This is a genomic window from Pseudoxanthomonas sp. SE1 (assembly GCF_029542205.1).
In the GTDB taxonomy this organism is placed as follows: domain Bacteria; phylum Pseudomonadota; class Gammaproteobacteria; order Xanthomonadales; family Xanthomonadaceae; genus Pseudoxanthomonas_A.
Genome location: NZ_CP113783.1, coordinates 1,317,607 through 1,332,239, shown reverse-complemented (window position 1 = coordinate 1,332,239; position 14,633 = coordinate 1,317,607). Strand labels below are relative to the sequence as shown.

General features: G+C 66.7%; 20 protein-coding genes. 13 read left to right on the top strand and 7 right to left on the bottom strand.

Annotated features, from left to right (window positions below; translation table 11 throughout):
* The first annotated feature begins 52 nt into the window (after nt 1-52).
* Entirely contained in the window at nt 53-439 is a 387-nt protein-coding gene (locus OY559_RS06120; protein WP_277729173.1) for a hypothetical protein, read from the top strand.
* A gap of 123 nt (nt 440-562) precedes the next feature.
* Nucleotides 563-1,735: an endonuclease/exonuclease/phosphatase family protein gene (locus OY559_RS06115; protein WP_277729936.1), complete on the top strand. Its 1,173-nt coding sequence runs from the start codon at nt 563-565 to the stop codon at nt 1,733-1,735.
* Here the strand turns inward: OY559_RS06115 and OY559_RS06110 are convergent.
* Both OY559_RS06110 and purT read right to left on the bottom strand, forming a co-directional pair.
* Nucleotides 1,725-2,030, bottom strand: a complete 306-nt coding sequence (locus OY559_RS06110; protein WP_277729172.1) for a hypothetical protein — start codon at nt 2,028-2,030, stop codon at nt 1,725-1,727. The two genes, OY559_RS06115 and OY559_RS06110, sit on opposite strands and share 11 nt — an antisense overlap.
* 10 nt (nt 2,031-2,040) lie before the next feature.
* Nucleotides 2,041-3,225: a formate-dependent phosphoribosylglycinamide formyltransferase gene (purT, locus tag OY559_RS06105; RefSeq protein WP_277729171.1), complete on the bottom strand. Its 1,185-nt coding sequence runs from the start codon at nt 3,223-3,225 to the stop codon at nt 2,041-2,043.
* 119 nt (nt 3,226-3,344) lie between these two features.
* Here purT and OY559_RS06100 point away from each other — a divergent pair, with 119 nt between their 5' ends.
* The 8 genes from OY559_RS06100 to OY559_RS06065 are packed head-to-tail and all read left to right on the top strand — an operon-like array spanning nt 3,345 to nt 7,811.
* The gene (locus OY559_RS06100) at nt 3,345-4,208 is read left to right on the top strand and encodes an SPFH domain-containing protein (RefSeq protein ID WP_277729170.1); all 864 of its coding nucleotides are present in this window, start codon (nt 3,345-3,347) and stop codon (nt 4,206-4,208) included.
* Between the two features lie 15 nt (nt 4,209-4,223).
* On the top strand, nt 4,224-4,499 hold the full coding sequence (locus OY559_RS06095; RefSeq protein WP_277729169.1) for a hypothetical protein: 276 nt from the start codon (nt 4,224-4,226) through the stop codon (nt 4,497-4,499).
* Complete coding sequence (locus tag OY559_RS06090; protein WP_277729168.1) at nt 4,496-4,693, top strand: type II toxin-antitoxin system antitoxin; 198 nt, start codon at nt 4,496-4,498, stop codon at nt 4,691-4,693. The genes OY559_RS06095 and OY559_RS06090 overlap by 4 nt, the downstream gene beginning before the upstream one ends.
* The gene (locus tag OY559_RS06085) at nt 4,690-4,869 is read left to right on the top strand and encodes a DUF4177 domain-containing protein (RefSeq protein WP_277729167.1); all 180 of its coding nucleotides are present in this window, start codon (nt 4,690-4,692) and stop codon (nt 4,867-4,869) included. Before OY559_RS06090 ends, OY559_RS06085 begins: the two co-directional genes overlap by 4 nt.
* A gap of 11 nt (nt 4,870-4,880) precedes the next feature.
* Nucleotides 4,881-5,681 carry an alpha/beta hydrolase gene (locus tag OY559_RS06080; RefSeq protein ID WP_277729166.1) on the top strand — a complete coding sequence of 267 codons (801 nt, stop codon included), beginning with the start codon at nt 4,881-4,883 and terminating at the stop codon, nt 5,679-5,681.
* Nucleotides 5,682-5,688: 7 nt separating this feature from the next.
* Complete coding sequence (locus OY559_RS06075; protein ID WP_277729165.1) at nt 5,689-6,234, top strand: PH domain-containing protein; 546 nt, start codon at nt 5,689-5,691, stop codon at nt 6,232-6,234.
* Between the two features lie 9 nt (nt 6,235-6,243).
* Nucleotides 6,244-7,062 carry a M15 family metallopeptidase gene (locus OY559_RS06070; RefSeq protein WP_277729164.1) on the top strand — a complete coding sequence of 273 codons (819 nt, stop codon included), beginning with the start codon at nt 6,244-6,246 and terminating at the stop codon, nt 7,060-7,062.
* A 29-nt stretch (nt 7,063-7,091) separates the two neighbouring features.
* Entirely contained in the window at nt 7,092-7,811 is a 720-nt protein-coding gene (locus tag OY559_RS06065; protein WP_277729163.1) for a DUF4328 domain-containing protein, read from the top strand.
* Between the two features lies 1 nt (nt 7,812).
* Here OY559_RS06065 and OY559_RS06060 read toward each other — a convergent pair whose 3' ends face one another.
* The 5 genes from OY559_RS06060 to OY559_RS06040 form a co-directional block, all read right to left on the bottom strand.
* Entirely contained in the window at nt 7,813-8,487 is a 675-nt protein-coding gene (locus OY559_RS06060; protein WP_277729162.1) for a DNA-3-methyladenine glycosylase family protein, read from the bottom strand.
* A 4-nt stretch (nt 8,488-8,491) separates the two neighbouring features.
* On the bottom strand, nt 8,492-8,860 hold the full coding sequence (locus OY559_RS06055) for a DUF423 domain-containing protein (RefSeq protein ID WP_277729161.1): 369 nt from the start codon (nt 8,858-8,860) through the stop codon (nt 8,492-8,494).
* Nucleotides 8,861-9,005: 145 nt separating this feature from the next.
* A complete protein-coding gene (locus tag OY559_RS06050) occupies nt 9,006-10,166 on the bottom strand; it encodes a polyketide cyclase (protein ID WP_277729160.1) in 1,161 nt (386 codons plus the stop codon).
* Between the two features lie 185 nt (nt 10,167-10,351).
* Entirely contained in the window at nt 10,352-10,993 is a 642-nt protein-coding gene (locus OY559_RS06045) for a response regulator (RefSeq protein ID WP_142123895.1), read from the bottom strand.
* Nucleotides 10,990-12,231: a sensor histidine kinase gene (locus OY559_RS06040; protein WP_277729159.1), complete on the bottom strand. Its 1,242-nt coding sequence runs from the start codon at nt 12,229-12,231 to the stop codon at nt 10,990-10,992. Before OY559_RS06040 ends, OY559_RS06045 begins: the two co-directional genes overlap by 4 nt.
* Nucleotides 12,232-12,411: 180 nt before the next feature.
* Here OY559_RS06040 and OY559_RS06035 point away from each other — a divergent pair, with 180 nt between their 5' ends.
* Genes OY559_RS06035 through minD form a run of 3 tightly spaced genes read left to right on the top strand, consistent with a single transcriptional unit; the run spans nt 12,412 to nt 14,633 of the window.
* Nucleotides 12,412-13,008 carry a GNAT family N-acetyltransferase gene (locus OY559_RS06035; protein WP_277729158.1) on the top strand — a complete coding sequence of 199 codons (597 nt, stop codon included), beginning with the start codon at nt 12,412-12,414 and terminating at the stop codon, nt 13,006-13,008.
* Nucleotides 13,005-13,778, top strand: coding sequence for a septum site-determining protein MinC (gene minC / locus OY559_RS06030; protein WP_277729157.1), 774 nt, complete (start codon nt 13,005-13,007; stop codon nt 13,776-13,778). The genes OY559_RS06035 and minC overlap by 4 nt, the downstream gene beginning before the upstream one ends.
* Nucleotides 13,779-13,823: 45 nt before the next feature.
* Nucleotides 13,824-14,633, top strand: coding sequence for a septum site-determining protein MinD (gene minD / locus OY559_RS06025; protein ID WP_277729156.1), 810 nt, complete (start codon nt 13,824-13,826; stop codon nt 14,631-14,633).

Genomic DNA, 14,633 nt, shown 5'->3' with positions numbered 1-14,633 from the left:
CGCCTCTGCGCGGATCGGCGCTGATACATCCACACAACGCTCCGGAGCCTGCATGAAGTTCAACATCCTCGCCCTCGCGGCACTCGCCACCCTGTCGCTGGCCGCCTGCAAGCCTGCCGACGACACAGCATCCACTGCGGACGCTCCGGTAGTCGAAGACACCACTGCCGCAGCGGACGCCACCACCGCGCCCGCCCCGACGTCCGACACGGTCGATGCCGGTACCGGCGTTGCGGAATGCGACCAGTACCTGGAGAAGGTCTACGCCTGCATCAGCGACAAGGTGCCGGAAGCGCAGCGCGACATGATGAAGCAGGGCATCGAACAGTCGAAGGCCAGCTGGTCCGCCGTCGCCGACAAGACGGCGCTGGCCGCACAGTGCAAGACCGCGATGGACCAGGCCAAGACCGCGTACGCGGCGATGGGCTGCTCGTTCTGACGTTGTACCGGGCCGACCTCGTCGCTGGCCTGCGGCGCCCCGGTCTTCCGGGGCGTTTTTTTTACGCCTGTCACAGCGGCATGACAGAATCCACGCATGCGCACCCTTTTCCTGCTGCTGACGATGACGCTCACTGCCTGCCACTCACCCAAGAAGCCAGGCGAGCCTGCCGCCCGGCAGGCCGTGGCGATGCGCGTGGCGACCTACAACACGTCACTGTTCTCCGATGACGCAGGTGGCGTGATCCGGCAACTGGAAGGCGACAGCACGCATGCGCGCAAGATCGCAGCGGTGCTGCAGAAGGTGCGTCCGGACCTGGTGCTGCTCAACGAATTCGACTACGACGACGCACATCGCGCCGCCGACCTGTTCCAGCAGCGCTACCTCGAAGTCGCCCAGCCCAGCGGCGGCGAACCGCTTCGATATCCGTACCGATACCTCGCGCCGGTCAATACCGGCGTGTCCAGTGGGCTGGACCTGGACCGCAACGGCAGCGTTGGCGGCGTGGGACGCGAGCGCGGCAACGATGCCTGGGGTTACGGACTGCACCCCGGCCAGTACGGCATGCTGGTGCTGTCGCGTTTCCCGATCGACGAGGCCCAGGTGCGTACGTTCCAGTTGCTGCGCTGGAGCGCGCTGCCTGGCGCCGTCAATCCGGCGGATCCGACCACGGCCACGGCGTTCTATACGGACGCGACCTGGAAGCAGTTGCGGCTGTCGTCGAAATCGCACTGGGATGTGCCGGTGCGCACGCCGGGCGGCGTGATGCATTTCCTCGTCTCCCACCCCACGCCGCCGGTGTTCGACGGACCGGAGAACCGCAACGGCATCCGCAATGCGGACGAGATCCGGCTGTGGCGCGAATACCTGACGCCGGGCGATGCGCCCTGGCTCTGCGACGACCAGGGCCGCTGCGGTGGCCTGGCGGCCGACGCGCGCTTCGTCATCGCGGGCGATCTCAACAACGATCCGGCCGACGGCGACGGCCAACACGAGGCCATCATCGAGCTTTTGGAACACCCGCGCGTGATGCGCATGCCCACGCCGCGCAGCGAGGGCGGCGAGGAGACCGCGCTCGCCTACGCCGCCAAGGGCTTGCAGCGCCGCGGCGCACCCGCGCATGTCACCGGTGATTTCGGGCGTCGCAACGGCGCGCTGCGACTGGATTACGTGCTGCCGTCCACCGGCTTCACGTTGACCGGCAGCGGTGTGTTCTGGCCGAAGCAGGGCCAGCCGGACGCCGCCGTCGCCGATGGCAGCGACCATCACCTGGTATGGGTGGATCTCACGCTGTAGGCGTGGACGACGCGACCGCCGCCGCACGCGGCCCGAAACCGAATATCGATTCGTTCTGCGCCGAGACGATCATCCGGATCATGCTGCCCGGCACCATCAGTTCCACCTGTACGTCATGGCCTTCGGCGTCCTTGCCCACCAGCGTCATTTCGGTGAAGGCGCCGCCGGTATCGATCTCCCTGCAGAAGATGTGCGGGCCTTCGGGCTGGTTGGTCAGGTAGGGCTTGATCGCATCGCCCAGGGCCTCCAGCGCCTGCGGGAAGAAGAACACGGCATAGCCGGTGTTTCCGTTCATGGCGGGCGCCTTATTCCAGTTCGATGGTGATGGCGGCGGCGGCATCGCGTGCAACGGTCCGTGCCGCGTCGATGCTGTCCGCGCGCGCCAGCGTGACGCCCACGCGACGATGCCCTTCCACACGCGGCTTGCCGAACAGGCGAAGTGAAGTATCCGGCGTGGCCAGCGCAGCTTCCACGTTGCCGAACACCGGCACGCCATGGCCATGGGCCAGCATCGCGCAGGAGGCGGAAGGACCGTTCTGGCGGATCACCGGGAGCGGCAGGCCCAGGATGGCCCGCGCATGCAGTGCGAACTCCGAGAGTTCCTGCGACACCAGCGTGACCAGTCCGGTGTCGTGCGGCCGCGGCGAGACCTCGCTGAACCACACCTCATCGCCTTTCACGAACAGCTCCACGCCGAACAGGCCCCACCCACCGAGATCACCCGTCACCGCGCGGGCGATCTGCTGTGCGCGTTCCAGCGCGCGCGCCGACATGGGCTGCGGCTGCCAGCTCTCGCGGTAGTCGCCGTCCTTCTGCCAGTGCCCGATGGGGTCGCAGAACGAGGTGCCGCCGGCGTGGCGCACGGTCAGCAGGGTGATCTCGTAGTCGAAGTCGATGAAGCCCTCGACGATGCAGCGACCGGCACCGGCGCGACCACCGGTCTGGGCATAGTCCCAGGCCGTGTCGATGTCCACTTCGTTGCGCAGCGTGCTCTGGCCCTTGCCGGACGACGACATCACCGGCTTCACCACGCAGGGCAGGCCGATGGCTTTCACCGCATCGCGATACTCATCGAGCGTATCGACGAACCGGTAGGGCGAGGTCGGCAAGCCAAGGGTTTCCGCGGCCAGTCGGCGGATGCCTTCACGATCCATCGTCAGCCGTGCGGCCCGCGCGGTCGGAATGACGCGAGCGGCGCCCTCGGCTTCCAGTTCCACCAGCGTCTGCGTGTGGATGGCCTCGATCTCGGGCACCACGAGGTGGGGTTTTTCCCGTGCGATCAGCGCGCGGATCGCCGCCGGGTCCAGCATGTCCAGCACGTGCGAACGATGGGCCACCTGCATGGCCGGCGCATCGGCGTAGCGGTCGGCGGCGATGACTTCCACGCCCAGTCGCTGCAGCTCGATGGCCACTTCCTTGCCCAGTTCGCCGGAACCCAGCAGCAGGACGCGGGTGGCGTGGGGCGTAAGCGGGGTGCCGAGGGTCGTCATGCGCGGTGGTCCGTGGAAAGAGGGCGCCAGTTTACCGGGCGGGCCGACGGACGGCGGATGCAGCCGTTGACATCTGATATCAAATTGATATCTTTCAGGCTCTACCAAGGGGATGTGCCATGAGAGAAAACGCCAAGTCGTCGCTGCCCGGAATTCCGGTCCTGTTGGGAGTCCTGCTGCTGGCCCTGGGGGCCGCCGCCATCTTCATCACGGCCGCCGCCAACAAGCAGCCTGCCGGCCTGCTGCTGGGCGCCCTGCTCGGCGCCACCGCCATCTTCATCATGGCCGGGCTGTACAAGCTGGAGCCCAACCAGTCCGCCGTACTCAGCCTGTTCGGCAAGTACGTCGGCACGGTGAAGGACAACGGCCTGCGCTGGAACAACCCCTTCTTCACCAAGCGCAAGATCTCGCTGCGCATCCGCAACTTCGAAAGCAGCCGACTGAAGGTCAACGAGCTGGATGGCAGCCCTATCGAGATCGCCGCCGTGATCGTGTGGCAGGTCGTCGACTCGGCCGAAGCCGTATTCAACGTCGACGACTACGAGAGCTTCGTGCACATCCAGTCCGAATCCGCGCTGCGCGCGATGGCCTCCAGCTATCCCTACGACCAGCACGAAGATGGCCAGATCGCGCTGCGCAGCCATCCGCAGGAGATCTCGCAGCACCTGCAGGAGCAGATCGCCGAGCGTCTTGGCAAGGCCGGCGTCGACGTGATCGAAGCGCGCATCAGCCACCTCGCCTACGCGCCTGAAATCGCCCAGGCCATGCTGCAGCGCCAGCAGGCCAACGCGGTGATCGCCGCCCGCACCCGCATCGTCGCCGGCGCGGTGGGCATGGTGGAGATGGCGCTGGCCGAACTGCAGAAGAACGACGTGGTGAAGCTGGACGAGGAGCGCAAGGCGCAGATGGTCAGTAACCTGCTGGTCGTCCTGTGCGGCGAGCGCGGCACCCAGCCCATCGTCAACACCGGCTCCATCTACTGACGCGGGCGTACGCGCATGCACGCCCTCGTCCCGCTGATCCTTGCCGCCTCCGGTCTGCCCGCCCTGTTGATCGGCGCATGGATGAGCCGCGAACCCGATACCCGCTCGCGCGGCATGGCCCTGCACTGGGTGCTGGTGGGACTGGCGATCCAGGCCGGCGCCGTGGGCGTGTACTGGGCCGGCAACGACGATGGGCGGGTGCATGGCATCGTGATCGCGATGGTCGTGCTGGTGAATGCACTGATCGTGTCGATGCTGCTGCAACTGCGCCGCAACAGGAACAATCCGTGAGCGAGAAGCAGGACAAGAAGGCCTATCCGCTGCGCATCAATGCCGAGGTCCTGGCCGCGGCGCAGCGTTGGGCGGACGACGAACTGCGCTCACTCAATGCCCAGATCGAATACGTGCTGCGCGATGCATTGCGCAAGTCCGGACGGTTGCCGAAGGGCGATGCGTCCACCAACACCAGGAAGGAATCGCCATGAACCACCGCTGGAGCCACAAGGTCGTCGAGGTTCCCTACAAGATGTTCGCCGGCAAGCTCACCGACCGCATCCAGCAGGAGCTGGACAAGATGAGCACGCAGGGATGGGAACTGGTCAGCACCCTCTTCATCGAACATGAAGTGTCAGTGCGCCTGTTCTTCAGGAAGCCGGCCTGAGCGCCGACGCCGTGGCCGGGCTGGTTCGACGGATCAAGCGCATCTGGGTCGCGCTGGGCCTGGCAGCCACTGTCGTGTTCACCGTCTGGTGCCTGCTGGCGTACCGTGCGAATGCGGACGGCCGCCGCGCCTCACTGACCGACGATCGTGTTGCCGTAGTGCACGGCGATGGCCGTTGGGAGTTCAGGCCACGCGCCACATCCATGCATGCGACGGGACTGCTGTTCTTCTCCGGCGCACTGGTCGACCCTCGCGCCTACGCCCGACTGGCCCGGAATGCCGCCGAAGCCGGCTATCCCGCCGCCGTCATCGAATTGCCGCGCCGCGGCGCACTGGGGGGCGCGGAAGGGTCGCCCGTCCTGGAGCGGGGCCGCGCCGCCATGGCGGCCATGCCCGCGGTACGCTGCTGGATCATCGGCGGGCATTCGCGAGGAGGCGAAGTGGCGTCGCGCCATGTCCTCGCACATCCGGAACGCAGCACGGCGCTGCTGCTCGTGGCCACTTCGCATCCTCGCGATGTGGACCTGTCTGCATTGCAGCTGCCGGTCACCAAGCTCGTGGGCGGTCGCGATGGCCTAGCCACGCCCGCGCGCGTCGCACGCAACCGGCATCTGCTGCCGCCCGATACACGCTGGATTGAAATCGCGGGCGGCAACCATTCGCAGTTCGGCGACTATGGATTCCAGCCCGGGGATGGTATCGCGCGCGTGCCACGTCAGGTCCAGCAGCAGCGACTGGACGAAGAAGCCCTGCGGCTGCTGGCTGCCATCGACAGCCTCCACACCTGTACTCCCTTCACCGACGCGCACTAGGAACGCCATGCACCAGAAGCAGGAATTCGATGTCGCCCCGCTGCCGTCCCACGTCGCCTGGTGGCTGTGGCTGCCGGTGCTTGCCGCCGTCGGCGCGGTGATCGTGGCGATGACGATGGAATCACGCACCCCGCCGCCCTTGGTTGCGTGGCTGGCGGTGCCGTTCGTGCTGGCCGTCGGCCTGGTACTGACGTTCGCCCTGCGGCGCCGCCGGATCGTGCTGGACAACCGCGAGTTGCAGGTGCTGGCGACGTTCTATACCAGGAGGCTCGCCGTGGAAGCCTTCGACCTCGACAAGGCGCGCGTACTTAGTTTGGAAGAACACACCGACCTGGCTCCAATGCTCAAGACGAATGGCTTCAGCCTGCCCGGCTTCAAGGCGGGACATTTCCGCTTGCGCAACCTCACCAGATCCTTCTGCCTGATCACCGACCGGACCCGGGTCCTGCTGTTGCCGCAGCGTGATGGCAGCCTCCTGATGCTCAGCCCGACCCGCCCCGCGGAGGTGCTGGCACGCCTGCGCGAACTGGCGGCACCCACGCCGCGCCGCTAAGCTGCGGGCATGCACCGCCTGCCCTCCCGACCGCTGAAATCGATCCTGCTCAACACCGCGCAGATCGAACTATGGCCTGCCGACCTGCTGCGCGTGCGCAGCAACGCGGACGCGCGTGCTGTCGCGACCGCGCATACCGTATTGCGCCGCAAGCACGACGGCCGCTACCTGGCCGCGATCTCCCATCGCGCGTTGCAACCGCTCGTGCCATGCCTTCGTCGGGAACCGGGGCTGGATGACGCATGGGATGCGCTGGACAGGCTTGAAGCTGGCACGCGCGGTCCTGATGCGGGCGCGCCGGATTCGTTGCCACTGCATGCCCTGCAGGATCGTCTCCACGCACTGGGACTGGATGAGGCTTACGGCGAACGAACGGGATTGCCTCTGGTTGCGGAACCCGCTGCCCTCGCTTTCGCCGGGTTCGACCGCTACCGCCGGCCGCTGTGGCTGACCGCCGTTGCAGCACGAGCCTGGCGCGCAATGCAGGCGGCGGCCGCACGCGAGGACATATCGCTGGATGCGATCTCCGGTTATCGCAGCCACGACTACCAACTCGGCATCTTCGAACGGAAGCTGGCGCGCGGGCTGACCGTGGAGCAGATCCTGACCGTCAACGCCGCGCCCGGCTACAGCGAACACCATGGCGGCAATGCGCTCGACATCGGCACGCCAGGCGAACCACCGGCCGAGGAATCATTCGAGCGCACATCGGCGTTCGCATGGCTCACCCACCACGCCGGCGACTTCGGCTTCACCATGAGCTACCCGCGCCACAACCCTCATGGCATCGTCTACGAGCCGTGGCACTGGCGCCACGGCCTCGCGTGACGTCGCGGGAACCACCAGGGAACAGCACGATGGACCAGCCGTACCAACCTCCTGCCGCGGAACTCACCGAGGTCCCCGACGTCGCGCGCGGGCGTCCCTTCCGCGATGCCACCCTGCTTACGCGCATGGCCATGGCCCTGCTGCTCGCAGGCACTGCGATCTCGGTGGCCGCGATCATCGTCTATCTCCTGCAGAACGTGGTGCTGGATGAAGTCGTCGCGGGCACGCGCGAATACGACGACACGCCGTTGCCACTGCTGGCTGCGATGATCGGCACCGGCCTTTTGCAGATGCTGGTCATGCTGGCCAGTTACATCGTCATCGGCATGTGGCTCTACCGCATGTCCTGGAACGCGCACAGCCTGGCCGGCGCACGTCAGCTGACCGTGACGCCCCGCTGGGCAGTGCTCTGGTACTTCATTCCGTTCGCCAACTTGTGGATGCCGTTCGTGGCGATGCGCGAGACCTGGAAGGCCAGCGCATCTCCGCACGATGTGGCGAACGCACGCAGCCACCCGACACTCCCGCTGTGGTGGATATTGTGGCTGGCAACGGGCGTACTGTCGTGGGCTGCCATGCAGACCAGCCTGACCATCAAGGACGCGCGGGACGAGATCGACAGCAACGTCGCGATGATCGCCAGCGATGCGGGCAACATCGTGCTCAGCCTGGTGCTGCTGTATATCGTCGGTCGCCTCTGGCGGATGCAACAGGATGCGCACGCCCGGCGCAGGGCGGTAACAGCCTGACTCAGTCCTGCGAACGCTTCGTCGGCACCTTCGCCTCGACACCGAAGTCCGCGATCCGCCACAGGTACTGCGCTGCGTAGGTCCGGTAGGGACCCCATTTCTCGCCGCGCGCCGCCAACTCCTTCGGCGTCGGCATGGCGTCGAGCTTGTCGACGAACTGCGCGCCCTTGCGTACGCCAAGGTCGTCGATGGGCAATACGTCCGGTCGCCCCAAACGGAACATCAACATCATCTCCACCGTCCAGCGGCCAATGCCACGGATCGGCACCAGCGCGGCGACGATGTCGTCCTCATGCATCGTGGACATCTGCCGCAACGTGGGGATTTCGCCCCGCTGCTCACGCGCCGCGAGGTCGCGCAATGCCAGCGTCTTGTTGCCGGAAACGCCGCAGGCCCTCAGCGCGATGTCGTCGATGCGGCCCAACGTATCGAAGTGCAGGCGGCTGCTGCCGATGGCGGCCTCCACGCGTCCCACGATGGTGGCAGCGGCCTTGCCACTGAGCTGCTGATAGAGGATCGCCCTGGCCAGCGCATCGACCGGATCGAAGGTCTTCTTCCATGTGGGCTGTGGTTCGATGTAGCCGATCCGCTTCATCCATGCACCCAGCCTGCGGTCACGCCTGCTCAGGTGATCCCAGGCATGTTCCGTATCGAAGCCGCGCGCGTGACGGGGCATGGGGTCAGCGCCGGACCGCGTCCAATGCCCACAGCAACCAGCCCAGCATCAAGGTGATGCCGCCCGCCGGGGCGAGCCGGGTGCCGAGACCGCCCAACACGCTCGCCACCAGGCTGCCCGAAAAGAGCAGCGTGCCCAGCAGCAGCAGGCACAACGCCACTTTGCCCATGCGCCGCGTGGTGCCGGGCGCCAGCGCCGCCAGAGCGAGCCCATGCCCGAAGGCGAACAACGCGGCAGTCTGCAGGTGCGACTGCGCGAGTCCGGTACCCACGCCGTGCGAGGCGTACGCCGACAGGCCGACAGCCGCAGCGGCGAACACGGCCCCGGAAAACGCGAGGAAAGAAGGCTTGCGCTGGCGACGGTCGTAGTTCATGGGTGCTGGAGACCTCGTGGAAGGGCCGGCATCCTGCCAGGGGCGGAAAGAAGCGCGGGGATCCGCGCTCCCACAAACGCAACGCGCCGCATGAAGCGGCGCGTTGGCGTGGCACTCGTCATTGCGGACGATGGTCCGGGCAGTGTTACTGCTTGACCGCCCAGTAGATGTCGAACTTGCCGCCCGCCTCGAAGGAGCCATCGACCCCCGACTTCCAGGACTCGTACGGACGATCGACCACTTCGTGGCCGGCGGTGACGGCCCAGGCGCGCAGCGCATTGCGCTGGTTGTCGAGCTCGGCCATGTAGCCGGTGTAGCTGGCGAACGCCGACTTGCGGGCTTCGGTACGGACGTATTCGACCGGAGCGCCCGAGGGGATGGTGACCTTCAACTCGCCCGCGGAAGCGACCGGCGCAGGCGCATCGACAGGCGCTGCGTCACCTTCGGCGGCGGCCTCGGTCTTCGGCGCCGCGCTGCCCTTGCGGACCGGCTGCGCCACGTCGAACGCGTACTTCTCGGTGCCGAAGTCGGTGGTGATGATGCGCAGCGGACCGGCGGCGACCAGGCCGTTGGCCTCCATCACGCGCTTGATCCACTCCTGGTTCTGCTTGATCGACGCCTTGATGGCGTCGTTGGTGCGGTCGATGTTGCCGGCGTTGACGACCAGCAGGTCTTCGGCCGGCACCTCGACGACCTTCAGGTCGACCAGCGGGCTGCCTTCGGTGCGGTAATCGAAATTCGGCACGGTGGCCAGCATGTTGGTCAGCTTCGACAGGCCGGCCTTGACGGCGTCGCCGACATGGCGGCTCACGTACATGCCGGCGTAGCGGCCGATCAGGTTGAAGCCGTACTTCACCTCGTAACTCTGGGTGATCTTCACGTTGCGGTTGTTCTTGCCGCTCGGCTCCAGCGTGAAGACGCTGCGCTTGTCGCTGCCCATGCGCTTGTCGGTGATCGCGTACACGATCTTGCCGGTGCCACCGCTCGGTGCCGGACGCTCGCTCTCGACGATCTCCCAGCTGCCCTGGCCCCAGCCCGCATTGGCGGAGTTGAAGTCCACCTTCGCGCCGACGCCGGCGTTGTCTTCCCCGCCCGAGTAGCTCAGTTCGTTGGCCGCGCTCGGGATCAGCGGGTTCCAGTCCTTCAGTCGACGCACGTTGTTCAGCGTGTCGAACACGATGGTCATGCGACGGTTGGTCTCGACGCTTTCCTGCAACTCGCGCGAGGACGGCAGGACCAGGCCGATCACCAGAAACAGCGCCAGAACCAGCGCCAACGCAATCACGAACTCGATCAAACGGGTCATTCAGGAGTCTCCGGGGGCCGGTGCCTCGGCCGTGAAAAAAATGCAACGCGCATCCTAGCAGGGTTGGCAGCCTTCGGGCAGCCCACCTGACACCGGTTGGCCGCCCTATTCCGGGGCGTATGGAAAGAGGTCGTCGGCGGCCGCGGCGCACCTGTGCGCTGCAGCAATGGACCCTGCCGGCGGCCTCAGACCAACTGCAGTTCGAACGCCTTGAGCACCGCCCGCGTGCGGTCGCGCACGCCCAGCTTGGAGAGGATGTTGGAGACGTGGTTCTTGATGGTCCCCTCGGCCACGCCCAGCGAGTTGGCGATCTCCTTGTTGGAGAAGCCGCTGGCCATCAGCCGCAGGATCTCGGTCTCGCGGTCCGTCAACGGGTCCGGGCGGTCCAGGCTGACGAATTCGTTGCGCATGTGCTCCAGGCCGGACAGCAGGCGCTGGGTGACGGCCGGCTGCACCAGCGAGCCACCGCCGGCCACGGTGCGGATGGCGCCGACCAGTTGCTCCAACGACACGTCCTTCAGCAGGTAGCCCTTCGCGCCCGCCTTCAGCCCGGCAAGGACGAGCTGGTCGTCGTCGAACGTGGTCAGGATGATGGTGGGAGGAAGCTGGCCCGTCCTGGCCAGTGCCTGCAGCGCCTCCAGACCCGACATCACCGGCATGCGCATGTCCATCAGCACCACGTCGGGGTTGACCTGGGGCACCAGGTCGACGGCCTGTTTGCCGTCCGCGGCCTCGGCCACCACCTCGATGCCGTCGTCCAGCGCCAGCAGGGAACGGATGCCCTGGCGCACCAGGGTTTGGTCGTCGACCAGACAGACACGGATCACGGGGTTCCTCCGGAGCTGAGCTCGGGTGTGGGTTCGGGTTGGGGAAGGGAACGCGGTGCGAGGCCGGGAATGGCCTCGTTGACGGGCAACGCGATGTGCAGGCAGAAGCCGCGCCCGGGCTGTGTCTCGATGCGCAGGTCGCCACCGTACTGGGAAAGGCGCTCGCGCATGCCGGTCAGACCGTTGCCGGCGACCACCTGCCCACTGCCGGCACCGTCATCGCGGGCGTCGATCAGTATCCTGGCCCCATCGCGCCGACAATGCAGCCACAGGTTGCGGGCGTCGGCGTGGCGCACGGCATTGGTGATGATCTCCTGGGTGCACCGCAGCAACACATGGGCCCGGTGCGGATCTTCGAGGGTCAGGGGCTCCTCGATGTCCATATGGATGGCCAGTGAAGGGACCTTTTCGGCCAGCGGGACCAGCGCCGCCCCCAGGTCGATGGCGCCGCTGTCGCGAAGCTGGCTGACCGCCTCGCGCACGTCCGTCAACAGCAGGCGTGCCAGCGTGTGCGCCTGGCGCACATGTTCCTGCGCGCGCCCCTCGGTCATGTGGCCGGCCACCTCCAGATTCAGGCTCAGCGCGGTCAGGTGGTGCCCGAGCAGGTCATGCAGTTCGCGGGAAATCCGCGTGCGCTCGTTCACGCGGGCGCTTTCGGCCAGCAACACGCGGGTGGCACGCAGCTCCGCATTGAGCCGGCGCTGCTCTTCGCGCGCCTGGGCCTGCTGGCGCGCCACGTAGGTGGTGATCAGCACGAAGGCCGAAAACCCCACATAGAACATCGACTGGAACAGGGCCTCCCAGAAATTGAAATCGTCGCGCGCCATGAACGACGGCACCAGCAGGACGTGCGCGGCCAGCAGCCAGGCCACCGCGAAGCGCAGTTCCAGCAGCCAGGGCAGTACGCCGGCCATGATCAGCAGCAGCACGGCGCCCAGCCCGGTCTGGGTGTAGAACCCCACCCCGATCGCGGTTGCCGTCAGCACCATGGCCAACGGCACGTTCCATGCCACCGGCACGCCATCCCGGCGGCCATCCAGCGCGCGCGTCGCCAGCCAGTACACGACGCCAAACGTGAAGTAACACAATGCGGTCAGCGGCAGGTTCACGCCCTGCTCGTCCGTTCCACTGGACGGCGGCAGCACCCACACATTCAGGATGATGGGGATCCCCACCAGGGCCCACGTGTAGAGCCCGGCGGCGCGCAGCAGGCGGGTATGGCTGAGTCGTCCCAACATCCGGGCATCTTAGGCGGAATCGTGCGCGGCCATGTCCCAACTAAAGTCATGCCCGCGTTGGAACGGGGGAAGGCCGGGTTCATCCCCCGCTCACCCGCCGCCTCGCCCGTCGCTGCGGCACCATGCGATAATCCCCGCTTGGCCGTGCGCCACCCTGCAAGACCCGTTCGGAGTCAGGTAATGTCGATTGTCATCCGCGACGTGCGCGAGCACGAGCTGGATTCCGTCCTAGCCCTCAACAACAATGCCGGACTGGCGATCCTGCCGCTGGATTCGGCCAAGGTCCGCCGCTTCTACGAACAGGCCGAGTACTTCCGCGTCGCAGAACGCGACGGCAACCTCGCCGGTTTCCTGGTCGGCTTCGGCTCGGATGCCGGGCACGACAGCAGCAATTTCGCCTGGTTCCGCGAGCGCTATCCGCAATTCTTCTACATCGACCGCATCGTGGTGGCCAGCCGCCGCCGCGGCGGCGGCGTGGGCCGCGCGTTTTACGCCGACGTGCAGAGCTTCGCCGAGCTGCGCTATCCGCAACTGGCCTGCGAAGTCTTCCTCGACCACGGCGCCGATCCGGCCCTGCTCTTCCACGGCAGCTTCGGTTTCCGCGAAGTGGGCCAGAACGTGATGGCCGAGGCGGAAGTCCGCGCCAGCATGCTGATGAAGGAGCTCTGCAGCTACCCGTGGGTGCGCGACACGTACGGCGACGCCCTTCCCGATGTCCCGTGGGCCCGCACCCGCCTGCTGGCCGACGCCAGCGCGCAACGGCCGACGGGTACATGAGCGTGACGCGAGCCTCCATGGACTACGAACAGGCCGGCGAACTGAAGATCGGCCAGGTCGGCATCGCCAACCTCCGCATCCGCACCCTCGATGTCGACCAGTTGATCCGCGAGATGCGCGAGCGCGTGGAGCGCGCGCCCAAGCTGTTCGGCCGTGCGGCCGTGATCGTCGACTTCGGTGGCCTGACCCGGCTGCCGGACGAAGCAACCGCACGTGCATTGATCGACGGCCTGCGTGGTGCCGGCGTCCTGCCGGTGGCGCTGGCCTATGGCACGCGTGAAACCGAAACCCTCTCCGAACAGCTCGGCCTGCCCCTGCTGGCCAAGTTCCGCGCCCAGTACGAGCCGGTGGCGCAGGCCGCACCCGCACCCGCGCGGGCCCAACCAGAGCCCGCCCCCGCCAAGACGGCCCCGGCACCCACGGCGAAAGCCGCGGACACCAAACCCGGCCTGGTCCAGAAGACCCCCGTACGCTCCGGTCAGCAGCTGTATGCCGAGAACCGCGACCTGACCGTGCTCAGCACCGTGGGCGCCGGCGCGGAAGTCATCTCCGACGGCTCCATCCACATCTACGGCGCGCTCCGCGGCCGCGCCCTCGCCGGCGCACGCGGCAATGCCGATGCGCGCATTTTCTGCCGCGAGTTCCATGCCGAGCTGGTCGCCGTCGCCGGTCACTACAAGGTGATGGAGGAAGTACCCAAGGAACTGCGCGGCAAGGCCGTGCAGATCTGGCTGGACCAGGACCAACTCAAGATCGTCGCGCAGGAATGATGCGCGCCATTACCCCGAATAGAAGAACGACCAAGGAGAACACCGTTGGCTGAAATCATCGTAGTCACGTCCGGCAAGGGCGGCGTGGGCAAGACCACCACCAGCGCCAGCATCGCATGCGGCCTCGCCCGTCGCGGCAAGAAGGTCGCGGTCATCGACTTCGACGTCGGCCTGCGCAACCTCGACCTCATCATGGGCTGCGAACGCCGCGTCGTGTACGACTTCGTCAACGTCACCCAGGGCGAAGCCACCCTGAAGCAGGCCCTGATCAAGGACAAGCGCTTCGATACGCTGTACGTGCTGGCCGCCTCGCAGACCCGCGACAAGGACGCGCTGACCAAGGAAGGCGTGGAGAAGGTGCTGAAGGACCTGTCCGACGACGGTTTCGACTACGTCGTGTGCGACTCGCCGGCCGGCATCGAGAAGGGCGCGTTCCTGGCGATGTACTTCGCCGACCAGGCCATCGTGGTGGTCAACCCGGAAGTGTCCTCCGTGCGCGACTCCGACCGCATCCTCGGCCTGCTGGATTCCAAGACCCGCAAGGCCGAGAACGGCGAGACGCTGAAGGCCAACCTGCTGCTGACGCGCTACAACCCGGCGCGCGTGGAAGGCGGCGAGATGCTCAGCATCAAGGACGTGGAAGACGTGCTGGGGCTGAAGACCCTGGGCGTGATCCCCGAATCCGGCGATGTCCTGAATGCCTCCAACAAGGGCGAGCCGGTCATCCTCGACCTGGAGTCGCCGGCCGGCCAGGCCTACGACGACACCGTGGGCCGCCTGCTTGGCGAGGACCGCCCGATGCGCTTCATCTCCCTTGAAAAGAAGGGTTTCTTCACCAAGTTGTTCGGAGGTTGA